The sequence below is a fragment of the Paracoccus contaminans genome (assembly GCF_002105555.1).
Taxonomy (GTDB): domain Bacteria; phylum Pseudomonadota; class Alphaproteobacteria; order Rhodobacterales; family Rhodobacteraceae; genus Paracoccus; species Paracoccus contaminans.
In genome coordinates, this window is the sequence record NZ_CP020612.1 from 1,793,708 (window position 1) to 1,814,921 (window position 21,214).

Annotated in this window: 17 protein-coding genes and 1 pseudogene; 13 read left to right on the forward strand and 5 right to left on the reverse strand. The window is 72.0% G+C overall.

From position 1 onward, the window contains the following. Positions 1–137: 137 nt before the first annotated feature. Both B0A89_RS08480 and B0A89_RS08485 read right to left on the reverse strand, forming a co-directional pair. Positions 138–1,397 (reverse strand): HlyD family type I secretion periplasmic adaptor subunit, encoded by a 1,260-nt coding sequence (locus B0A89_RS08480; protein ID WP_085377765.1) that lies wholly within the window; start codon positions 1,395–1,397, stop codon positions 138–140. Between the two features lie 193 nt (positions 1,398–1,590). Continuing rightward, entirely contained in the window at positions 1,591–3,333 is a 1,743-nt protein-coding gene (locus tag B0A89_RS08485) for a type I secretion system permease/ATPase (RefSeq protein ID WP_085377766.1), read from the reverse strand. A 147-nt stretch (positions 3,334–3,480) separates the two neighbouring features. Between B0A89_RS08485 and B0A89_RS08490 the strand changes: the two genes are divergently transcribed. Further along, positions 3,481–4,278, forward strand: coding sequence for an MlaA family lipoprotein (locus B0A89_RS08490; protein WP_240558472.1), 798 nt, complete (start codon positions 3,481–3,483; stop codon positions 4,276–4,278). Continuing rightward, positions 4,268–4,864, forward strand: a complete 597-nt coding sequence (locus B0A89_RS08495) for an MlaC/ttg2D family ABC transporter substrate-binding protein (RefSeq protein WP_085377767.1) — start codon at positions 4,268–4,270, stop codon at positions 4,862–4,864. Before B0A89_RS08490 ends, B0A89_RS08495 begins: the two co-directional genes overlap by 11 nt. 768 nt (positions 4,865–5,632) lie before the next feature. Here B0A89_RS08495 and B0A89_RS08500 read toward each other — a convergent pair. After that, positions 5,633–7,841: pseudogene (locus B0A89_RS08500) on the reverse strand (transglycosylase domain-containing protein); the annotation flags it as partial. Positions 7,842–8,163: 322 nt separating this feature from the next. Between B0A89_RS08500 and B0A89_RS08505 the strand changes: the two are divergent. Beyond that, the gene (locus tag B0A89_RS08505) at positions 8,164–9,537 is read left to right on the forward strand and encodes an ammonium transporter (RefSeq protein ID WP_420814437.1); all 1,374 of its coding nucleotides are present in this window, start codon (positions 8,164–8,166) and stop codon (positions 9,535–9,537) included. Positions 9,538–9,621: 84 nt separating this feature from the next. On the opposite strand, the gene B0A89_RS08510 is transcribed toward B0A89_RS08505, so the two are convergent. Continuing rightward, positions 9,622–10,623, reverse strand: coding sequence for a polyprenyl synthetase family protein (locus tag B0A89_RS08510; protein ID WP_085377769.1), 1,002 nt, complete (start codon positions 10,621–10,623; stop codon positions 9,622–9,624). A 74-nt stretch (positions 10,624–10,697) separates the two neighbouring features. Between B0A89_RS08510 and B0A89_RS08515 the strand changes: the two genes are divergently transcribed. Genes B0A89_RS08515 through B0A89_RS08525 form a run of 3 tightly spaced genes read left to right on the forward strand, consistent with a single transcriptional unit; the run spans position 10,698 to position 11,880 of the window. Continuing rightward, positions 10,698–10,904, forward strand: coding sequence for a putative signal transducing protein (locus B0A89_RS08515; protein ID WP_085377770.1), 207 nt, complete (start codon positions 10,698–10,700; stop codon positions 10,902–10,904). Continuing rightward, on the forward strand, positions 10,901–11,677 hold the full coding sequence (locus tag B0A89_RS08520) for a tRNA1(Val) (adenine(37)-N6)-methyltransferase (protein WP_240558474.1): 777 nt from the start codon (positions 10,901–10,903) through the stop codon (positions 11,675–11,677). The genes B0A89_RS08515 and B0A89_RS08520 overlap by 4 nt, the downstream gene beginning before the upstream one ends. 38 nt (positions 11,678–11,715) lie before the next feature. Further along, a complete protein-coding gene (locus B0A89_RS08525) occupies positions 11,716–11,880 on the forward strand; it encodes a YdcH family protein (protein WP_085377771.1) in 165 nt (54 codons plus the stop codon). A gap of 97 nt (positions 11,881–11,977) precedes the next feature. Here B0A89_RS08525 and phbB read toward each other — a convergent pair whose 3' ends face one another. Further along, positions 11,978–12,703 (reverse strand): acetoacetyl-CoA reductase, encoded by a 726-nt coding sequence (gene phbB, locus B0A89_RS08530; protein WP_085377772.1) that lies wholly within the window; start codon positions 12,701–12,703, stop codon positions 11,978–11,980. 208 nt (positions 12,704–12,911) lie between these two features. On the opposite strand from phbB, the gene exbB reads away from it, so the two are divergent. From exbB to B0A89_RS08565, 7 genes are all read left to right on the forward strand, one after another. Further along, a complete protein-coding gene (exbB, locus tag B0A89_RS08535; RefSeq protein WP_085377773.1) occupies positions 12,912–13,718 on the forward strand; it encodes a tonB-system energizer ExbB in 807 nt (268 codons plus the stop codon). Positions 13,719–13,722: 4 nt separating this feature from the next. Next, on the forward strand, positions 13,723–14,274 hold the full coding sequence (exbD, locus tag B0A89_RS08540) for a TonB system transport protein ExbD (RefSeq protein WP_085377774.1): 552 nt from the start codon (positions 13,723–13,725) through the stop codon (positions 14,272–14,274). Between the two features lie 2 nt (positions 14,275–14,276). Then, entirely contained in the window at positions 14,277–15,311 is a 1,035-nt protein-coding gene (locus tag B0A89_RS08545) for a TonB C-terminal domain-containing protein (RefSeq protein ID WP_085377775.1), read from the forward strand. Between the two features lie 122 nt (positions 15,312–15,433). Continuing rightward, the gene (locus B0A89_RS08550) at positions 15,434–17,551 is read left to right on the forward strand and encodes a TonB-dependent siderophore receptor (RefSeq protein WP_240558475.1); all 2,118 of its coding nucleotides are present in this window, start codon (positions 15,434–15,436) and stop codon (positions 17,549–17,551) included. Further along, positions 17,545–18,438 (forward strand): ABC transporter substrate-binding protein, encoded by an 894-nt coding sequence (locus tag B0A89_RS08555; protein WP_085377776.1) that lies wholly within the window; start codon positions 17,545–17,547, stop codon positions 18,436–18,438. The genes B0A89_RS08550 and B0A89_RS08555 overlap by 7 nt, the downstream gene beginning before the upstream one ends. Continuing rightward, the gene (fhuB, locus tag B0A89_RS08560) at positions 18,435–20,423 is read left to right on the forward strand and encodes a Fe(3+)-hydroxamate ABC transporter permease FhuB (protein ID WP_085377777.1); all 1,989 of its coding nucleotides are present in this window, start codon (positions 18,435–18,437) and stop codon (positions 20,421–20,423) included. The genes B0A89_RS08555 and fhuB overlap by 4 nt, the downstream gene beginning before the upstream one ends. Continuing rightward, entirely contained in the window at positions 20,420–21,196 is a 777-nt protein-coding gene (locus tag B0A89_RS08565; protein ID WP_085377778.1) for an ABC transporter ATP-binding protein, read from the forward strand. Before fhuB ends, B0A89_RS08565 begins: the two co-directional genes overlap by 4 nt. Positions 21,197–21,214: the final 18 nt, after the last annotated feature.

The following is a 21,214-nucleotide window of genomic DNA, read 5'->3' on the forward strand; positions in this document are numbered from 1 at the left end:
GCCCTTGCACCTGCCGGGCCGTCTGCGGCGGGAACAGGGCATGCCCATGCGTTGCTGCGCGCCCGTCAGCCGCCGTCCCGTTCGCCCCGGCCATTGCCATGTCTGCCGCCATTCTGCCGTTCATCCGTCCCGCGGCCCTATTGTTCGCGGAAGGCGCGCGCGAAATAATCGGCAAGCGGCTTGGCCAGATAGGCAAGGGGGCTGCGCTCTCCGGTCTGGATATAGACCTCGGCGGGCATGCCGGGGATCAGGGCCAGGTTGCCCAGCTTGTCCCGTTCGGCCGGGGGGATGGATACCTCGGCGCGGTAATACTGCATCTGCGTGGCCTCGTCGGTGACCGCGTCAGGCGACACGCGGACCAGCGTTCCATCGATCTCGGGCGTGGTGCGGCTGGAAAAGGCCGAAAAGCGCAGCACGACCCGCTGGCCCACGCCGACCTCGTCGATGTTGATGGGCGAGACGCGGGCCGCGATCACCAGCGGGCGATCCTGCGGGATGATGTAAAGGATAGGCTCGGCCGACCGGATCACCGACCGGGGCGTGGTCACCTGCAGCTGATAGACGATCCCCGACACGGGCGCGCGGATTTCAAGCCGGGCGATCTGCTCGCTCAGCCCCCGCCGGCGCTCGGCCAGCTCAAGCTCGCGATAGCCCAGATCGCGCAGCTCGGTTTCGGCCGTCTCGCGCCGTTCGGCGGCCAGACGCAGCTTGTTGATGCCGATCTCGATGATCTGCGTTCCGCCCTGCGCGCGCGAGGATGTGAGCTGGCCCAGTTCCCCGTCCAGCCGCGCCGCCTCGCGTTGCAGCGCCAGCACGCGCGGGGCCTGGGCAAGGCCCTTGTCCAGCAGGCTCTGCGTGTCCTTCAGCTCCTGCCCGATCAGCTTGCGCTGTTCGCCCATCGCCCTGATCTGGGCGTCGATCCCCTCGATCTGCTGGCTGACCTGTTCGGCCTGCTTGTCAAGCTGGCCCGTCGATTGGCGCAAGGTGTCAAGGCGCGAACGGAACAGGCTTTCCTGCCCCTCCATCATCGCGCGCAGGTCCGGGCGGCCTGACGACAGGCGGACAAGCTCCTCGGGAAAGACGATGGTGTCGTGATCGACCCGCTCGGCCTCGAGCCGGCCGCGGCGGGCCAGCACCTCGAAATACTGCCCCTCGACGGTGGACAGCTCGGGCCGCAGCAGCGTCCCGTCAAGCTGGATCAGCAGATCGCCCGCGCTGACCGGCTGGCCCTCGTGGACGGCGATGCGCTCGACAACGCCGCCATCGGGGTGCTGGACGACCTGGCGATGCTGTTCGACCTCGACCTGGCCGGGGGCCACCACGGCCCCCGCGATGCGCGAGAAGACGGCCCAGCCGCCAAAGCCGCCGATCAGCAGGACAAGGCCGACCAGCCCCATCAGCACGGCGCCGCGGGCAGACCATCGGGGCTGCGGCGGCACCGCCGCAGGGGCGGCCGGCCGCGGCGAGCGGGGCGGAGGAGGGGGGACTGGCGCCCCGGCGCGGGGGTGATGGCCGCGACGGGGGCAACCCCTGCCGCCACGTTGCGCGGCAGCTGGTTCGGGGCGGCGCCGGGGCTGCCTGGGCCTGCGGTCATGTCACACCTGTCCCCGCGCCCTTGGCGCGGTTGATCGTCTCGGCGTTGCGAACGGTCGAGCGCAGCACCTCGTCGCGGGGGCCGAAGGCCTGCCGCATCCCCTGGTTCATCACCAGCAGCAGTTCGCATTCCGCGATCGCGGCCGGGCGGTGGGCCATGATGATGACCGCGCCGCCACGCGCCTTGATCGCCCGGATCGCCAGGTTCAGCGCCTCGGACCCCTCGTTGTCGAGGTTCGAGTTCGGCTCGTCCAGAACGAACAGAACCGGCTCTTCATACAGCGCGCGGGCCAGCCCGACGCGCTGGATCTGCCCGCCCGACAGGCGTGCGCCGGCCTGGGCGATCGGCGTGTCATAGCCCTGCGGCAGATCGAGGATCATCCGGTGCGCCGCCGCCGCCGTGGCCGCGCGCACCACCGCCTGCGGGTCGGGCGCCGCGTCAAGCCGGGCGATGTTTTCCGCGATCGTCCCGTCGAACAGCGTCACCTGCTGGGGCAGATAGCCGATCAGCCGCCCCAGCACGTCGGGTTCGTATTGCTCCAGCGTCGCCCCGTCCAGCCGGATCGAGCCGCCCGCCGCAGGCCATGCCCCGATCAGGGCCCGCGCCAGTGTCGACTTGCCCGCGCCCGAGGCGCCGATCACCCCCAGCGCCTGCCCCGGCCCCAGCGAGAAGCTGACCCCCCGCAGGGTGGGCGATGCCTGGCCGGGCGGGATGACCGACAGGTTCGACACCTCGAGCCGGGCTGCCGGGCGGGGCAGGGGGGTGCGCTGGGGCACGGGCGGGCGGCGCGACAGCAGGCCACCCAGCCGCACCCAGCCGTCTTGGGCGCGCTGCACCAGCTGCCAGCCGCCGACGATCTGTTCGATCGGCGCCAGCGCCCGGCCCATCAGGATCGAGCTGGCGATCATCGCGCCCGACGTGACCTCGTGGCGCAGCACCAGCCAGGCCCCCGCCGCCAGCAGCGCCGATTGCAGGAACAGGCGGAAGGTGCGCGAAAAGATCGAAAAGGTCGCGCCCCGGTCCGTCCCGGCCATCGTGGCGTTCGCCATGCGCTCGCGCGCGCCGCGCCAGCGCAGGAACGTCGCATGCCGCATCCCCAGCGCGCCGATCAGTTCGCCCTCGTCGCGGTAAAGATCGGCGGCGCGGTCCGCGCCCTGGCCGGCGATCACCGCCTCCTGCAGGGGGCGGCGCGTCAGGATCTGGTTCAGGATCGTCGTCACCACCAGCACCAGCCCGCCGATCGTCGCGGTGATGCCCAGCACCGGATGGAACAGGTAGAGCCCGCCCAGGAACAGCGGCGCCCATGGCAGATCGAACATCGCCATCAGCACCGGCGAGGCGATCAGCGCGCGCACGCTTTCCAGATCGCGCAGCCCCCCCGCCGCGGCATGGGCCTGGCCGGTGGCCGCCCCGTCAGCCAGAGCGGCCTGAAAGACGCGCGCCTGCAGGCGGTCCTGAAAGCGCATCGCCACGCGCGCCATCACCCGGCTGCGGGCAAGATCGATCAGCCCCATCATCGCGAACAGGAACGCCACCAGCGCGAACAGCGCGGCCAGCGTGGGGACGGACCGGCTGCCCAGGACGCGGTCATAGACCTGCATCATGAACAGCGGACCCGTGAGGTTCAGCAGGTTCACCGCGACCGAGAACAGCCCGACCGCGCCGACAAGCCCCAGGCTGCCCCCGCGCGCCGCGCGCAGTTCCGCAAATCCGTCCTGCCGTCCCGGCGGCAATGCCATGGCCAATCCTTTCCCGCGGGCGCGCCCTGCAGCCGTGCAGGCGGTTGCCCCGGCTTGCGCCAACCACTATCCCAATGCCTATCGCGTCAACAGGCCCGATGCACGCCTGCCTTCTCGTGATCGCACGCAAATCCTAAGGAGGGGTTCATGCAAGGCCGCCCTGTCGCCATCCGTGTCGCTGCGGCCCGGGCCGCAATGCTGGCCTGCCTGCTGCTGGGCGGCTGCGCCGCAGGGCCGCAGGGCGGCCCGATCGCCGATCCATACGAGCCGATGAACCGGCGCGTCCACGCCTTCAACACGGCGCTCGACGCGCGGGTGCTGCGCCCGCTGGGGCAGGCGGTCAGGCCGGCGGCCCGCCCCGCCGGCGGCGGCACAGCCCCCCCAGCCGCCCGCGCGCCGGGCCAGCCGGATACGAGCGCGCTGGACATGATCAGCAATTTCGGGGCCAATCTGTCGCTGCCCGGCAAGGTCGTTAATCATCTGCTGCAGGGCCGCCCCCGTCCCGCCGCCAGCAACACGGCGCGCTTCGCGCTCAACACCGCGCTGGGGCTGGGCGGCCTTTTCGATCCGGCGGGGCGGGATTTCGCCCTGCCCGAGACCGATACCGATTTCGGCGAGACGCTGCATGTCTGGGGGGTGCCCGCCGGGGCCTATCTGGAACTGCCGGTGCTCGGTCCTTCGAGCGAACGGGATGCGGCGGGAAAGATCGTCGATCTTCTGCTGATCGACCCGCTGCAGGGGGTGCTGACGCCCGAACAGAAGCTGGCTGGAACGGCCGCTCGCATCCTCTCAAAAGCCGGTGAGCGGGCGCGTTTCGGCTCGACGGTGGATTCGGTTCTGCATGAAAGTGCCGACAGCTATGCCCAGACCCGGCTGCTTTACAGCCAGCACCGGCGCTATGAGCTCAAGCAGCAGGAGGACATCATTGACCCATATGCCGACTGAAACCCGGCGCGGTTTCCTGGGCCTGATCTGCGCCGGCGCGATGCTGGTCGCGGCCCCCGCGCGCGCCATGGATGCAGGCGCCGCGCAAGCGGCCATCCAGGCCTCGGTCAGCGAGGTGCTGGCGATCGTCAATTCGGGCGCCCCGCCCGCGCAGATGTATGACCGCTTCGAAGGCGTGTTCGTGCGCCATGCGGATGTGGACGCCATCGCCCGCTCTGCCCTCGGTCCGACGGCCCGCAAGATCGACACCGCGACCTTTGCCGAATTCCGCAGCGCGATGACCGGCTATATCGCGCGCAAATACGGCCGCCGCTTCAACGAATTCATCGGCTCGCGGATCGATGTGGGCGCCGCGCGGCCGGTCAAGTCGTTCTGGTCGGTCGCCTCGACCGCCTATCTCAACGGGCGCAGCCCGATGCAGATCGAATGGCACGTCTCGGACAAGGCGGGCGCGCCGCGCTTTTTCAACCTCATCATCGAGGGGGTGAACATGCTAGCCTCGGAACGCGAGGAGATCTCGGCGATGCTGGCGCGGCGCAAGGGCGACATGCGCGGGCTGATCGCCGATCTGAACGCCGCCGGCTGACGCGCCCCTTTGGTCAGGCCCAAGGGCCCCGCGCGCGGGGCCTTTGTCATTGCCGCAGCGGGCCTTGCACGTGCAGGCGACATCGCGCGGCGCCCCTGTGCGGCCCGGTGCGGGTGATCCCTCGCGCAATGCTGCCCTCGGGCCCGCCCATCCGGCGCGGGCGGCGCCTGGGCCTTGGGCCGCCCCCTTGCCGGGCCCGCCGTCCTCAGGGCGTCTGCTTCAGCCCCGCAGCGGCCAGCGCGGCGCTCAGCTCGTCCGTTTCGGCCGCAGGGCCGGCATCGCCCAGGTCCGCGGGCGCGGGCTGATCCTGCGCCGCGGCCGCGGCCTCGCTGCGCGCGGCCTCTTCGGCGGGGGTGGGGGCGTCGCTGCTGCTGACGGTCGAGCCGGCGCTGCGGGGCGGCGCGGCGGATGATCCGGCCCCTGCGCCCCCATCCTGCCCGCCGCCGCTCTGCTCATCATCGGGCTGGGGGCTGTCCGCGCCATTGCCGCCCGCGCGGATCGGGCCGGCGCTGACAGGGGCAGGGGCGGGCACCGTGCGCACCACCGGAACGGCCCTGCCGGACGCAAGATCCTCGCGCGGCAGGTCGGCCGGCACGGGCTGATCGGGCGAGGGCTGGCCGGGCGAGGGCGGGGCCGCGACGCTGCCGCCCATCGCCTCGGCCAGCGCGGCAGCCAGCGGGTCGGGATCGACGGGGGGCTGCGCCCCGCCTTCGCCGCCGATCTCGATGGCGGCGGGCTGGCCTTCATAGACCGGCTGGGCGGCCGAGACGGCCTCGGCCAGAGCGGCGGCCAGCGGGTCGTCGGAATCGGCCGACACGATGTCGCCGGCGGCAATCGCGGTGCCGGCGGCGTCGGGGGCGACCACGCCCAGCGGCTCGGCCGGCAAGCCCTGGTGGATTTCCGACATCACCGCCTGCCAGATCTCGGCCGGCAGGCCGCCGCCGGTCACGCCCTTGAGCGGCGTGTTGTCGTCATAGCCCATCCAGACGCCGGTCACATACTGTTCGGTGAAGCCGATGAACCACGCATCGCGATAGGACGAGGTGGTGCCGGTCTTGCCCGCCGCCTCGCGCCCCTCAAGGCGCGCGCGGGTGCCGGTGCCGTGCTCGATCACCTGGCGCATCATCCAGATCAGCTCGGACGCCGCCTTGGGCGAGATCACGCGCTGCCCCATTCCGCCCGCCTGCCCGATCAGGGGCTTGTCATCGCCCTTGATGTTCAGCTGCACCAGCCCGTAGGGGCGCACGGCCGTGCCGCCGTTGCGGATGCCGGCATAGGCGCCGGTCATTTCCAGCAGCGTCGTTTCCGACACCCCAAGACCCAGCGACGGCCCCGAAGCCAGATCGTGCGCGAATCCGAAATCCTGCGCCACGCGGCGGACATTGTCGCGGCCCACCGCCTCCTGCAGGCGGATGGTCGAGGTGTTGATCGACTTGGACAGCGCCGTCGTCAGCGTGATCGAGCCAAGATAGTTGCGCGTGTAGTTCTTGGGCGACCAGGGTTTTGACCCCTTGATCTGGAAGGTGATCGGCGCGTCCATGATCGTGTCGTTGGGCGTATAGCCCTGGTCCAGCGCCGCGGCATAGACGAAGGGCTTGAAGGACGATCCGGTCTGCCGCTTGGCCTGCGTTGCGCGGTTGAAGGAGCCGGCCAGCCCGGCCGGATCGCGCCCGCCGATCATCGCCCGCACCGCCCCGTCCGCCGACATGACGACGACGGCGGCCTGCACCTTGGACCCCTTGTCGATCTTTTCGGCAAAGACGCGGGCCAGGGCGCGTTCGGCCTGCCGCTGGATGGTCTGGTCGAAGGTGGTCGTGATGGTCACGTCCTCGGTCGTCTCGGATGTCAGAAAGCCCGGTCCTGATTCCATCACCCAGTCGGCGAAATAGCCCCCCGCCCGCGCCGCCGCGGCCTTGGACAGCACCGCCGGGTGGGCGCGGGCATCGGCATATTGCCGGTCGTCCAGAAAGCCTTGGTCGTGCATCAGCCCCAGGATGACGCTGGCCCGGTCCTGCGCCCGCTGCAGGTTCGAGGTCGGCGAGAAATAGCTGGGCGCCTTGAGCAGCCCGGCCAGCATCGCCGCCTCGGACGGCGTCACGTCGGACGCGGACTTGCCGAAATAGCGCTGCGCCGCCGCCTCGAACCCGCGGGCGCCGGCGCCCAGATAGCTGCGGTTCATGTAGATGTTGAGGATCTCGGCCTTGGAATATTTCGCCTCGAGCGCCAGGGCGTATGGGATTTCCTTGATCTTGCGCCACAGCGAGGATTTGCGGCACCCGGCCTCGTAATCGGCCTCGGATTTCCACTTGATGGGGTCGAAATCGTCGCCCAGGCACAGCAGCTTGCTGACCTGCTGGGTGATGGTGGACCCGCCGTTCCCTTCCAGCGGGCCGCGGCCCTCGGCCATGTTGATCTTGATGGCGCTGGCGATGCCGCGCGGATCGACGCCGATGTGGTGGTAGAACCGCTTGTCCTCGGTCGCCACGACCGCTTGGCGCAGCACCGGGGCGATGTCCTCGGCCCCTGCCGAATTGTAGGTCTCGCCCCGCCAGGCAAAGACCCGCCCCTCGCGGTCGAGCATCGTGACCGAGCCGCGGGCGCGGCCGTCGAACAGGGCCTGCGCCTCGGGCAGGGTCGAATAGTAATAGCCCGTTGCCAGCAGCAGGATCAGAACCAGCGTCGCGGCGGTGCGCCAAAACGATCCCCAGATCACCCGCCAGGCCAGGGAAAAGGCCCCGCTGACGCCGCGCGTGACAGCATTGCCGCGCCGGCGCGGGCGCGGCTGGGCCGCGGCGCGGCGCTGCGCCTGCTGGGGGGGCAGCCCGCCGCCGCCCGGCGGGACATCGGCCCCGCCCGCCGGCCCCGCCCCGCGCCTTTCGCCGGCAAGGCGGCGGGAATTGCCGCCCGAGGGCTGCCTGCCGCCCGTCTGGGTGCCTGATGGCCTGCCTGGCCCGCGCGGGCGATCACTGTTCTGCATGCGCCTGTATCCTGCGGCCCTTGCACGGCCCCTTGGCCGGGGTTGTTACAGCAGATCGCGGGCGTTGAGAACATGCCAACCCGCCCCTGACCCAGACGTGACCTGCCGCCAAATGCGGCAGAGCGGGCATCCGACTGTTCATTTGCGCGTCATTTCATGCGCCATGCGGCGGCGGATCGCCGATCTGCTGGACCGCGGCCACCCGCCCGCCTTGGCTTAAGCCACCGGATTCAACGACAAGGATGACGCGATGGCAGGGCAATACGGAACGGGTGGCGTCGCGCGGGGCCCCGGACGGACCGTTCGGGCCGGGGCGCAGGCCATGACGCTGGGCATGATGCTGGCCGCGCTGGGTGCCGCCCCGGCGCTGGCGCAGGCAGCCGCGGTTCCGGCGGCGGTTCCCGACAAGGGCGACACGGCCTGGGTGATGGTCTCGGCCGTGCTGGTGATGATGATGACGATACCGGGGCTGGCGCTGTTCTATGGCGGGCTGGTCCGGGCGCGCAACGTGCTGTCGGTGCTGATGCAGGTGCTGGCGGTCTTTTCGCTGATGGCGATCCTGTGGGTCGCCTTCGGCTATTCGCTGGCCTTCACCGCGCCGGGTGACGGCACCTCGGCGCTGGCCCCCTTCATCGGCGGGCTGTCCAAGGCGTTCCTGGCCGGTGTCGGCCCCGGCGCGCTCAGCGAGACATTCTCGGCAGGCGTGTTCATCCCCGAACTGGCCTATGTCGCCTTCCAGATGGCCTTCGCCTGCATCGCTCCGGCGCTGATCGTGGGCGCCACGGCCGAGCGCATCCGCTTTCCCGCGCTGCTGGCCTTCGTGACGCTGTGGTTCGTGTTCGCCTATCTGCCGATGGCGCACATGGTCTGGTGGTGGGGCGGGCCGTCTGCCTATGCCGCGCCGTCGGGCTGGCTGTTCGGGCATGGGGCGCTTGATTTCGCGGGCGGCACGGTGATCCACATCAATGCCGGCGTTGCCGGGCTGGTGGCGGCCCGCGCGGTCGGCCCGCGCCTTGGCTATCGCAAGGAACCGATGGCCCCGCACAACTTGGCGCTGACGCTGCTGGGCGGGTGCATGCTGTGGGTCGGCTGGTTCGGGTTCAACGCCGGCTCCAACCTCGAGGCGACGGGCGCGGCGGCGATGGCGGTCGTCAACACCTGCGTGGCCGCGGCGGCCGCGACGCTGGCCTGGACGGCGGGGGAATGGATCACGCGCGGGCATCCCTCGCTGCTGGGCGGGATCTCGGGCGCGGTGGCGGGGCTGGTCGGCATCACCCCGGCGGCCGGCTATGTCGGTCCGGCCGGCGCCATCGTCATCGGGGCGGTGGCGGGCCTGGCCTGCCTGTGGGCGGTTGTCTCGCTCAAGTCGCGGATGGGCATTGACGACACGCTGGACGTGTTCGGCATCCACGGCGTCGGCGGCATTGTCGGGGCGATCCTGACGGGCGTGTTCGCCGCGCCCTCGCTGGGCGGGACGGGCGTGTTCGACTATGCCGCCAATGCGGTTGGGTCCTATGACATGGGCCATCAGGTCTATGTGCAGGCGCTGGGCGCAGGGGTCTGCATCATCTGGTCGGGCGTGGTGTCCTGGCTGGCGATCCGCCTGGTCGGCGCGGTGATCGGCCTGCGGCCCGAGGCCAATGCCGAACGGCAGGGCCTGGACCTGACCACCCACGGCGAGAATGCCTACAACTGAGGCGCGGGGCGCGGGGGCGGTCTGCGCCCCCGAAAGCCCGGCAGAACATTGCAGTGCAAGGGAAAGGCGGCCTGCGGGCCGCCTTCAGGCGACGCGGGCGACGACGAAACCGGCAAGCTCGGACAGGCAGTCGCGGATCGGCCCCTGCGGCAGCGGGCCGAGCGCGGCTCTGGCCCGGTCCGCCCAGCCCAGCGCGCTGCGCCGCGCACTGCCCAGCGCATCGTGCCGCGCCAGGATCGACAATGCGCGGTCCAGATCGCCGTCCCGCTGATCGCCCTGTTCGATGGTGCGCTGCCAGAAGGCACGCTCGGCCCCATCGGCGGCGGCGATCGCCGTGATGACCGGCAGCGTCAGCTTGCGTTCGCGGAAATCGTCGCCGACATTCTTGCCGATCGTCTCGGAAACGCCGCAATAGTCGAGGATGTCGTCCACGATCTGAAAGGCGATGCCGATCGCATCGCCATAGTCGTGCAGCGCGCGCACCTGCACGGCGGTTCCCCCGGCGATCTCGGCACCGACCTCGCAGGCGGCCGAAAACAGCGCCGCCGTCTTGCCGCGGACGATCTGCAGATAGACCGCCTCGGTGGTGGCCAGATCCTGCGCCGCCGTCAGCTGCAGCACCTCGCCCTCGGCGATGGTGGCGGCGGCATCGGCGAGGATGCGCAGCACCTGCATGTGCCCCGTTTCGGTCATCAGCTGAAAGCTGCGCGCGAACAGATAATCCCCGACCAGCACCGAGGACTTGTTGTCCCACAGGAGATTCGCGGTCGGGCGGCCGCGGCGCTGGCGGCTTTCGTCCACCACGTCGTCATGCAGCAGCGTCGCGGTGTGGATGAATTCGACCGTCGCGGCCAGCAGCTGATGGTGGGTGCCACCATAGCCCAGCATCCGCGCCGCGGCGACGGTCAGCAGCGGGCGCACCCGCTTGCCGCCCGCCTCGATCAGATGGGCGGTCACCTCGGGGATGCGGGGCGCATGGCGGCTGGCCATGCGGGTGCGGATCAGGGCGTTCACCGCCTCCATATCCGGGGCCAGCATCCCTGCCAGACGGTCCAGCGGTTTCGCGACGTTTTCGTTCAGGCCCATGGCGCACCTCTTCCGCGTGCTGCCCTTGCCACGGCGTGGACAGTTTCGCAACCGCGCCCTAGCCTGCCCCCGTCATGAGAGAGTTGCTGCGCACCACCGATCCGCTGACCATCGCCCGCGCCATGGACCTGCTGGACGGCGAGGGAATCGCCTGTTTCGAGTTCGACCGGCACATGAGCGTGCTGGAAGGCTCGCTGGGCATACTGCCGCGCCGGCTGATGGTCGCGGACCGCGATCATTTCATCGCCAGCGCGGTGCTGCGCGAGGCGGGCATCGGGTGACCGGCACCCGCGACGACCGCTTCCTGGGCGGCCGGCTGGTGCTGCGCCAGCCGGCGGCGGGCTATCGGGCGGGGGCCGATGCGGTGATGCTGGCGGCCGCATGCCCGGCGCAAGGCGGCCAGCGCGTGATCGAGCTGGGCTGCGGGGCGGGGGCGGCGCTGCTGTGCCTGGCCTCGCGTGTGCCGGGGCTGGCCCTGACCGGCATCGAGCGTCATCCCGGCATGGCTGATCTGGCCCGCCACAACGCGGCCGCCAACGGCGTCGCGGCCCGCATCCTTGCCGCCGACATCGCGGCGCTGCCTGCCGGGCTGCGGGCCGAAAGCTTTGACCATGTCATCGCCAACCCGCCCTTCTTCGCGGCGGGGACTGCGGCGCCCGACCCGGCCCGCGCCGCCGCGCGGCACGAGGACACCCCGCTCGAGGCATGGATCGATGCCGGCCTGCGCCGCCTGGTGCCGGGGGGCATGCTGACGCTGATCCACCGGGCCGAGGCGCTTGACCGCATCCTGGCGGCGCTGGCCGGGCGGGCCGGCGCCGCGGCGATCCTGCCGCTGGCGGCGCGGCGGGGGCGCGATGCGGGCCGGGTGATCATCGGCGCGCGCAAGGGATCGCGCGGGCCGCTGCGGCTGCTTTCCCCCCTTGTGCTGCATCAGAATGAGGCACATGCGGCCGATGGAGAGGATCTGACGCCTGCCGCGCAGGCAATCCTGCGCGCCGGCGCCGCAATCGACCTGGGAAGTCAGGATTCAGGTGACAGGCTGGTGCGGATATGATGCAGTTGTGACAGTGGGTACCAGAACAGGAGACGAAGATGTCGGTTCAGTCGCACGTTGCAGAACTTCGCAAAAAGCACCAGCACCTGTCGGACGAGGTCGAGCGCGCGCAGCGCCTGCCCGGCACCGATGACATCGCCATCGCCGCGATGAAGAAGGAAAAGCTGCGGCTGAAGGAGGAGATCGAGCGCCTGTCGCACTGACGCCGCGCCCTGTGCTGCGTCCCGCCAGGGCGCAGCCTTTGTTGCAGAACGCCCGCGGGAAAGGCCGCGGGCGCTTGTCTTTGCGGCCCTGCCGCGATCAGGCGAAGAACTGCGCCCCGTTGGCGCTGAGCGTCGAGCCCGAGATGAACCCCGCATCGTCCGAGGCAAGGAACACCACGCAGCGGGCGATCTCTTCCGGCTCGCCCAGGCGGCCGACGGGGATCTGCGGGATGATGCGTTCGTTCAGCACCTTTTCGTCGATGGCGCGGACCATCTCTGTCCCGATATAGCCGGGGGCCACCACATTCACGGTGATGCCCGCCCGCGCGCCTTCCTGCGCCAGCGCGCGGCTGAAGCCGATGTCGCCGGCCTTGGCGGCGGAATAGTTGGCCTGGCCCGCCTGGCCCTTCTGCCCGTTCACCGAACTGATGGTGATGATGCGCCCGAATTTGCGATCGCGCATCCCGCCCCAGACATTATGCGTCATGTTGAAGACGCCGGTCAGGTTGGTGTCGATGACCTCCTTCCACTGCTGGGGGGTCATCTTGTGGAACATCCCGTCGCGGGTGATGCCGGCATTGTTGACCAGGATGTCCACCGGGCCGATCTCGGCCTCGATCTGCCGCACGCCGGCCGCGCAGGCGTCGTAATCAGCGACCGACCATTTGTAGGTCTTGATGCCGGTTTCCTCGGTGAAGGCCCTGGCGGCATCGTCGTTGCCGGCATAATTGGCCGCGACCTGATAGCCGGCATCCCTGAGCGCCCTTGATATCGCCGCGCCGATCCCGCGCGATCCGCCCGTCACCAGTGCCACTTTCGCCATTGTCCCCTCCCCTTGGTGCGCGAAACTCCGTTTCAATAAAATGCTATGGCTCGAAAGTTTGTTTCGCAATAGCCCGCATGGGAAAGCGGCCGCCCAGGGCCTTGCGGGTATTGCCATAGCATTTCTGTCAGCTTAAGGACTTGCCGAAATCCCCGGCCCGAACAAGGCCAGCGGCCCGGGGCATCGTCTGACAGCCGAGGATCGCCCCATGCCAATTTCGCAGGCTCTGCGCCGCATCCGCAATGTGCCCGGGCGGTTCCTCTGCGCCGCTGTCCTGACGGTCGCGGCGGCTGGCGGGGCGGCGGCGCAGGTGCCTTCGGCGCTGCTGCCGCATGATCTGTCGCCCTTGGGCATGTTCCGGCAGGCCGATATCGTGGTCAGGGCGGTGATGACGGGGCTGGCCTTCGCCTCGGTCGTCACCTGGACCATCCTCGTCGTCAAGCTGGCCGAGCTGGCCCTGGCCATGGCAGCCGCGCGGCGGGCGGTGGCGCGGATCGAGGCGGCGGGCAGCCTGCGCGCGGCGCTGGCGGGCGCAAGCGGGACGGGCGCGGGCAGGGGGGCCGCTGAGGCGCGGATGCTGCGCGCCGTCGCGCGCGAGATGAACCGCTCGGCCGGCCTTGCCGCGCAAGGGGTGCAGGGGCGCATCGCCTCGCATCTGGCGCAGGCGCAGGCGCGGGCGGCGCGGCAGATGGCGCGCGGCACCGGGCTGCTGGCCACCATCGGATCGACAGCGCCCTTCGTGGGGCTGTTCGGGACGGTCTGGGGCATCATGAACAGCTTCATCGGCATCTCGCGCGCGCAGACGACCAACCTGGCCGTCGTCGCCCCCGGCATTGCCGAGGCGCTGCTGGCGACGGCGCTGGGCCTTGTGGCGGCGATCCCGGCGGTGGTGATCTACAACCTGTTCGCCCGCGCGATCGGGGGCTATCGCCTGCAACTGGCCGAAACGGCCGCAGGGATCGAGCGGCTGGTCAGCCGCGATCTTGACCGCGCCGCCGCCGGCGAAAGGGTCTGAGGCGATGGCGGGCGGGCTGATGGGCGAGGACGATCTGGCCGAGGCGCACGAGATCAACGTCACGCCCTTCATCGACGTGATGCTGGTGCTGCTGATCATCTTCATGGTGGCCGCGCCGCTGGCGACGGTGGACGTGAACGTGGACCTGCCGGTATCCAACGCCCCCGCGGCCCAGCGCCCGGATGCGCCCATCTGGCTGTCGGTGGGGCCTGACCTGTCGCTGTCGCTGGGCAATGATCCCGTCGCGCCAGAGGCGCTGGGCGCCGCCCTCGATGCGGCGGCAGGGGGCGATCACGAGGCGCGCATCTTCCTGCGGGCGGACAGGGCGCTTGCCTATGGCGATCTGATGGGGGTGATGAACGCGCTGCGCGATGCCGGCTATCTCAGGATCGCGCTGGTGGGGCTGGATCCCTCCGGCGCGCCCCCCGGCGCGGTGCCGCTGCCCGCGGCGGCGCCCGCGCCCGCCTTGGTCCGGCCCGCCGCCGGGCTGCCGCGCCCCGCGGCGCCTGCCGATGCGGCCGGCCCCGCCGCCGCCGCGCCTGCTGCGCAGCCGTGAGCATGCGCGCCCCTGCGCGCATCGCCCTGTGGGGGGCGGTGGGGGCGGTGGTCGCCTCGGCCCATGTCGCGGCGGCGGCATGGGCGATGCGCCGCCCTGTCGAGCCGTTGCCCGCCCCGCCCGAGGCGATCGAGATCGAACTGGCTGCCGCGCCCGAACCATCCCGCCCCCAGGGCCTGCCGGCTGACCGGGCCGGGGACATGGCTGGCGCGGCGGCCGTTTTGCCGCCCCCCCCGCCCGCGCCTTCACAGGCTGCAGCCCAGCCCCAGTCACCGCCCCCCTCCGATGCGCTGCCCGCGCCCGATCCTGCCATGCCGCCGATCAGCCCGCTGCCGCCGCCCGACCCGGCCGCCCTTGCGCCGCCGCCGCCAGCCCCCGATTTCGTGCCCCCTCCGGTGGTGCCGCTGCCGCCGCCCGATTTCGCCGCGCTGGCCCCGCCCGCGCCCAATCCAAAGCCGCGCCCCGAGCCAAAGGCCCAGCCGGCCCGCGCCGAGAAAAAGGCCGAGGCGCCCCGGCCGGAAAAACCAAGGGCCGAACGGCCCAGGCAGGACAAGCCCAGGGCAGAAAAGCCCAGGCCCGACAGGCCGAGGCCCGATCAGCCCAAGGGCGATCAGCCCAAGGCCGAACCGGCCAGGTCCGTCAGGACGGCAAAGGAAGGCCGGGCCGCCGCTGGCGCGCCCGCCGGGCAGGCCCGCCCTGGCGCTGGCGCCCCGTCGCGCGGCACAGCCCGCCCTGCCGCCGAAGGCGCGGGGCGGACGGCCGGCGCGATGCAGTCTTGGCAGGCGAGCGCGGGCGCGCGCATCACCGCCCATATGCGCCGCACCCGCCTGCCGGGCGCGCGGGGCACCTTCGGCGTGATGCTGGCCGTCACCGTGCAGCCGGACGGCACGACCGCGGCGCGGCTGGTCCGCGGCTCGGGCGATGCCCGTGTCGATGCCGCCCTCAGCCGCCAGGCGGCCCGGCTGCCGCGCCTGCCCCCGCCCCCCGACGGGCGGGCAAGCACGTTCAACCAGCCCATTTCCATCCAGATGAGGTGACGGCCTGCCGCCTGCCGCCGCGCCATCCATCCCCCTGGGGGCGCGGCGCCGCGCCGGTCTGCGCCCGGCCGCCCCCGTCCTTCGCCGCGGTCCCACCCGCCATGCTGTCCTGAAAGGCCCAGATGATGAATGATTTCCGCCGCCGCCTGACGCGCTCTCTCCTGCTGGCGGGGGGCAGCCTGCTGGCGGTTCCGCATGCCATGGCGCAGCAGGCGGCTGCCCCGTCCGATCGCGCATCCGCCGCGGCCGTGACGCTGGACACCGTGGTGCTGACCGCAACCACCGATGCCAGCGTGCAGGCGGAAGGCTATGTCGGCACCCAGGCCCAGGCCGCCACCAAGTCCGACACCCCCGTGGCCGAGGCGCAGCAGTCCGTGTCGGTCATCACCGTCGATCAGGCCAGGGACCAGGGCGCGCGCACGCTGGGCGAGGCGCTGTCCTACAGCGCCGGGGTGGTGCCCCAGGCCTATGGGGGCGACCTGCGCTTTGACAATCCGGTGGTGCGCGGCTTTGACGGGGCGCGGGCGCAGTATGTGAACGGCCTGCGGCAGGGGCGCTATTTCGGCGGCGTCGCCTATGAGCTTTACGGCATGCAGCAGGTCGAGATCGTGCGCGGCCCGGCCTCGGCTCTCTACGGGTCCGGCTCGCCCGCGGGCATCGTCAACCAGGTGCAGAAGCGCGCCCAGGATCACGACTTCGGCGAGGCGGGGATCGGCTATGGCTCGCATGGCAGCAGCCGGCTGTTTTTCGACGTGAACAAGGCCCCGTCCGACCGGCTGGCGATGCGCCTGACGGGGATCATCGGCGACACGCGCCAGCAGATCGAGGACGTGAACAACGAGCGGGGCTATCTCGCCGGGGCGCTGCGCTGGTCGCCGGATGATCTGACGACGGTGGATGTGCTGCTGTCCTATACCAAGGATTCGCCTATCACCCCGGTGGGCGTGCCCTACGGGCTTGCCCAGGCCGAGGACGGCAGGGATCTGCGCAAGCTGAACCTTGCCATGCCCGGCTGGGACCGGTCGGACCGCGAGATGTGGAGCCTTGGCGTGGAGACGAGCCACGAGTTCGGGGGCGGCTGGACGCTTCAGCAGGGCTTTCGGTATGAAAGCCTGAACTGGGCCTATCAGGGCAGCTATGTCTCGACCGGCCTTGCCGATGACGGCTCGATCCTGCGCGGCATTTCAAGGCAGGGCGAGGATAGCCGCACGATCAGCCTCGACACCCGCCTCGCGGGCGAGGTGACGGCGGGGGCCATGGTCCACCGCCTGCTGTTCGGGCTGGACCTCAAGCACCATGAGGCTGACGAGACAAGCCAGATCAGCGGCACCCTGCCGATCGGCCGCGCCGATATCGGCGCACGCACCGCGATGCCGGCCCTGCCGGCGCCCTCGCGCACCGATGCGACGCTGAAGGAAACCGGGATCTACGCCCAGGACGAGATCGAGGCCGGCCCCTGGCGCGGCACGCTGGCGCTGCGCCATGACCGGGCCGAACAGACGGGCGAGCAATACGGCATCGCCGCGGCCTATGACGAGCAGGCCGTGACCGGCCGCGCCAGCATCGGCTATCGCACCGCGCAAGGGGTCATGCCCTATCTGAGCCTTGCCACGGGGTTCGAGCCGCAGACCGGCCTGACCACCGGGAAACAGGCGCTCAGGCCCCTGCGCAGCCGTCAGGTCGAGGTCGGGGTGAAATACGAACCCGCCGCCTTTCCGGGCCTGCTGACCGCCGCCGTCTATGACCTGCGCCAGAAGAACGTGGCGCAGTGGGCGGGCTATGACGCGGGCAGCAACGCCTATCTCTACAACGACATCGGCGAGGTGCGTTCGCGCGGGGTCGAACTGGAGGGCACTGCCGAGATCGGCGCCGCATGGAAGCTGAAGGCATCCTACGCCTATAACGACACCGAACAGCTTGGCGGCGCCAATGTCGGCCAGCCGATGCCGAACGCCCCCCGGCACCTGGCCAGCCTGTGGGCCGACCACGATTTCGGCAATGGCGGGACGGTCGGCCTGGGCGCAAGGTATCTGGGCGAGCGCGCGGATGCCGCGAACGCCCACATGCTGGGCGGCGTGACCCTGCTGGACATGGGCGCGAGCTATGAACGCGGGCGGCTGGCCGCATCGCTCAACGTGCAGAACCTGACCGACAAGGACTATCTGGCCACCTGCAGCTATTACGGCTGCTATTACGGCGAGGGGCGGACGATCACGGCGCGGGTCGCAACGCGGTGGTGACGGCCGGCCCGGTCACGCGCCGCGGGGCGATCGGGGCGGCGGTCGGGGCGGCGATGCTGGCGGGCGCCCCGGCGCGGCTGCGGGCATCGGCGGGCGGGCCGGTGCGGCTGGCGGCGATCGACTGGGCGATGCTGGAAACCGCGGCGGCGATCGGGCACATGCCCGCCGCCGCCTGCGAGCTTTTGCGTTACCGCGTCGAGGCGGTGACCCCCATGATTCCCGACGGGGTGGTCGATCTGGGCCTGCGCGGCGCGCCCAATGTCGAGCTGCTGCAACTGGTGCGCCCCGCGCTGATCCTCAGTTCGCCCTATTATGCCGGGAACGAGGCGCGCTTTCGCCGGATCGCCCCGGTCCTGTCGCTGTCCTTCTTCGAGCCGGGGGTGCCGCCCTTGCCCCGCGCGCTCGCGGCGCTGGACATCCTGGCCCGCGCGGTGGGCGATCCGGCCGCGGGCGCGCGCGCCCAGGCCGAGGCCGAGGCGCGGCTGGACCGGCTGCGCCGGCGGCTGAGCGCGGCGGCGGACCGGCCGGTCGCGATCGTCAGCATCGGGGATGCGCGGCACATGCGGGTGTTCGGCGATGACAGCCTGTTCGGATCGGCGCTGGCGCGGCTGGGCCTGACCAATGCCTGGACCGGAGCCACCCGCTTCAGCTTTCTCGCCCCCGTTCCCATCGAGGCCCTGGCCGACCTGCCCGAGGCGCGGCTGGTCATCATGGGCCAGGTGCCGCCCGAGGCGCGCACGGGGCTGGACCGATCGGTCCTGTGGCGGCGCCTGCCACAGGTCGCCGCCGGCCGTGTCCATCAGCTGCCCGAGGTTAACGCCTTTGGCGGCGCGCCGGCGGCGCTGCGCTTTGCCGAGGCGCTGGCGGGCGCGCTGGTGCCCGCATGATCCCGCGCCGGGCCTGGCTGGTCGTGACGCTGATGCTGGCGGGCGGGGGGGGCCTGTGGCTGGCGGCGGCGCTGCGGCTGCTGCCCTGGGCGGACTGGCCGTCATGGCCGCTGGAGCCGGCCGCGATGTCGGTGGACCAGATCCTGCTGGGGTTCGGCCTGATGCCGCGCGGCGTGGTGGCGCTGGTCGCGGGCGCCGCGCTGGGCCTGTCGGGGGCGATCCTGCAGGCGGTCCTGCGCAACCCGGTCGCCGATCCCACCACGCTGGGCCTGTCGGCGGGGGCGCAGCTGGCGCTGGTGCTGGCGACTATCCTGTGGCCGGGCCTGCTGGCCGCGGCCGGGCGCGGGCCGCTGGCGATGCTGGGCGCGGGGGCGGCGGCGGCGCTGGTGCTGGCGGTCGGGGGGCGGCGCGGCTTTGCGCCCGGCGCGGTGGTGATCGCGGGGATGCTGGTGGGGATGACCGCCTCGGCCGTTGCGACCGCCGTCACGCTGGCGCAGGGGCAATACCTGCTGTCGCTGGTGATCTGGAACGGCGGCGCATTGACCCAGCAGGACTGGAGCGGGGCGCGCGCCCTGTCGGCCGTGCTGGCGCTGGGCGCCTGCGGGGCGGCGGCGCTGGCGCGCCCGCTGGGGGTCCTGTCGCTGGGGGCCGAGGGCGCACGGGGGCTGGGGCTGAATGTCGCGGCGGTGCGCGTCCTGGCGGTGGCGCTGGCCGCGTGGATTGCCGCCAGCGTCTCGGCCGAACTGGGGCTGATCGCCTTTGCCGGGCTGGCCGGGCCGGCCCTGGCCCGCAGCCTTGGGGCGCGCGGCGTCGGGGGGCTGCTGCTGCTGGCCCCGGCGGCGGGGGCGGCGGTGCTGTCGCTCGCCGACGGGCTGGTGCTGATGCTTGAGGACGGCGCCGGCCTCAGCCTGCCGACCGGGGCGGTCACCGGCCTGATCGGCGGGCCGCTGATCATCGCGCTGCTGGGGCGCCTGCGCGGCTCAACCCCGCCGGGGACCGAGGCGGGCGACGGCCCGCCGCCGCGCGCCGCCCGGCCGGGCCGGGTGCTGGCGGCCCTTGCCGGGCTGGCCGCGCTGGGGGTGCTGGTGCTGGCCGCGATCGGGCGCGTGCCGGGGGGCTGGGCGGTGCTGGATGCCCGCACATTGGCCGCGTTCCTGCCGATGCGCCTGCCACGGCTGATCGCCGCCGCGGCGGCAGGGGCGGCGCTGTCGGTGGCCGGCGCGGTGCTGCAGCGGCTGTCGGCCAACCCGCTGGCCTCGCCCGAGGTGCTGGGCGTGTCGGGCGGCGCATCGCTGGGCTATGCGGCGGTCGTGCTGGTCGCGGCCGCGCCCGGCCCGGCGCTGTTGGCCGGGGGCGCGATGGCGGGCGCGGCCGGGGCGCTGGCGCTGGTGACGGCCTTTGCCACGCGGCGCGACATGCCGCCCGAACGGGTGCTGCTGGCGGGGATCGCCGTTTCGGCGCTGGCGGCCTCGGTGCTGGCGGCGATCATGGCGCGCGGGGATGCGCGCGCCTTTGCCATCCTGGGCTGGCTTGGCGGAACATCGTCGGGCGTGACCATGGGGGGCGCGCTGGCGCTGGCGGCGGTCGCGGCGGCCCTGTGGGCGCTGGCGCGGCTGTCGGTGCGCTGGCTGGCCATCCTGCCGCTGGGGGCGGGGGTGGCGCTGGGCCTGGGGCTGCCGGTGCGCCGCGCGCGGGCGGCGCTGATCGTGCTGGCCGGGCTGGCCACGGGGGCCGCGACGGTGCTGGTGGGGCCGCTCAGCTTCGTCGGGCTGATCGCGCCGCATCTGGGCCGCCGCATCGGCCTGGCCCGCCCGGCGGACCAGCTGACCGGGGCCGCGCTGATCGGGGCGGGGCTGATGCTGGCGGCCGATTTCGGGGCGCGCATGGCGGGCTTTCCCTATGAACTGCCGCTGGGGCTGTTCGCCGCGCTGGTCGGGGCGCCCTGGCTTGTCTTCACGCTGACACGCACGGGGGCCCGGCGATGACCGTTCCGCTGTTTTCCATCCGCGGCCTTTCCGTCGCGGTGCCCGGCCGCCGCCTGTTGCAGGATCTGTCGCTGGACCTGCCCGGCGGCGCGATGACGGCGCTGATCGGTCACAACGGGTCGGGCAAGTCCACCCTGCTGAAGGTGCTGGCCCGGCAGATCGCCCCCGCCGCCGGCACCCTGCGGTTCGAGGGGCGCGGCCTTGGCGACTGGCCGGCGCGCGACTATGCCCGCCGCCTGGCCTTCCTGCCCCAGACCACGCCGCCCGCCGAAGGGATGACGGTGCGCGAGCTGGTGTCGCTGGGCCGCTATCCCTGGCGGGGGGCGCTGGGCCGGTTCGGCCCGGCCGACCGCGCCGCGGTCGATGCGGCGATGGCCGAATGCGGCGTCGCGGCCTTTGCCGCCCGGCTGGTCGACACGCTGTCGGGGGGCGAGCGCCAGCGCGTCTGGCTGGCGATGATGGTCGCCCAGCAGGCCGGAACGCTGCTGCTGGACGAGCCGATCAGCGCGCTGGACATCGCCCATCAGGTCGAGGTGCTAGCCCTGGTGCGGCGGATGTGCCGCGCGCAGGGGCGCAGCGCCATCCTCGTGCTGCACGAGGTCAACATGGCCGCCCGGTTCTGCGATCATGTCGTGGCGCTGAAGGGCGGCGCGCTGGCCATGCAGGGCGGACCCGAGGCGCTGATGCGGCCTCGGACGCTCGAAGCGATCTATGGCCTGCCGATGGAGGTGCTGGCCCGCCCCGGCGGCGGCTGCGTGGCCGTTCCCGCCTGAGGCCGCGCCCGCGCCCGT

What these genes read in the sequence shown, in the direction of transcription:
- B0A89_RS08485 (WP_085377766.1), bottom strand. Translation starts at nt 3,333, where the DNA reads ATGGCATTGCCGCCGGGACGGCAGGACGGATTTGCGGAACTGCGCGCG.
- B0A89_RS08495 (WP_085377767.1), top strand. Translation starts at nt 4,268, where the DNA reads ATGCCGACTGAAACCCGGCGCGGTTTCCTGGGCCTGATCTGCGCCGGC.
- fhuB (WP_085377777.1), top strand. Translation starts at nt 18,435, where the DNA reads ATGATCCCGCGCCGGGCCTGGCTGGTCGTGACGCTGATGCTGGCGGGC.
- B0A89_RS08565 (WP_085377778.1), top strand. Translation starts at nt 20,420, where the DNA reads ATGACCGTTCCGCTGTTTTCCATCCGCGGCCTTTCCGTCGCGGTGCCC.
- phbB (WP_085377772.1), bottom strand. Translation starts at nt 12,703, where the DNA reads ATGGCGAAAGTGGCACTGGTGACGGGCGGATCGCGCGGGATCGGCGCG.
- B0A89_RS08505 (WP_420814437.1), top strand. Translation starts at nt 8,164, where the DNA reads ATGACGCTGGGCATGATGCTGGCCGCGCTGGGTGCCGCCCCGGCGCTG.
- B0A89_RS08545 (WP_085377775.1), top strand. Translation starts at nt 14,277, where the DNA reads ATGCGCGCCCCTGCGCGCATCGCCCTGTGGGGGGCGGTGGGGGCGGTG.
- exbB (WP_085377773.1), top strand. Translation starts at nt 12,912, where the DNA reads ATGCCAATTTCGCAGGCTCTGCGCCGCATCCGCAATGTGCCCGGGCGG.
- B0A89_RS08525 (WP_085377771.1), top strand. Translation starts at nt 11,716, where the DNA reads ATGTCGGTTCAGTCGCACGTTGCAGAACTTCGCAAAAAGCACCAGCAC.
- B0A89_RS08490 (WP_240558472.1), top strand. Translation starts at nt 3,481, where the DNA reads ATGCAAGGCCGCCCTGTCGCCATCCGTGTCGCTGCGGCCCGGGCCGCA.
- B0A89_RS08515 (WP_085377770.1), top strand. Translation starts at nt 10,698, where the DNA reads ATGAGAGAGTTGCTGCGCACCACCGATCCGCTGACCATCGCCCGCGCC.
- B0A89_RS08480 (WP_085377765.1), bottom strand. Translation starts at nt 1,397, where the DNA reads ATGGGGCTGGTCGGCCTTGTCCTGCTGATCGGCGGCTTTGGCGGCTGG.
- exbD (WP_085377774.1), top strand. Translation starts at nt 13,723, where the DNA reads ATGGCGGGCGGGCTGATGGGCGAGGACGATCTGGCCGAGGCGCACGAG.
- B0A89_RS08510 (WP_085377769.1), bottom strand. Translation starts at nt 10,623, where the DNA reads ATGGGCCTGAACGAAAACGTCGCGAAACCGCTGGACCGTCTGGCAGGG.
- B0A89_RS08550 (WP_240558475.1), top strand. Translation starts at nt 15,434, where the DNA reads ATGATGAATGATTTCCGCCGCCGCCTGACGCGCTCTCTCCTGCTGGCG.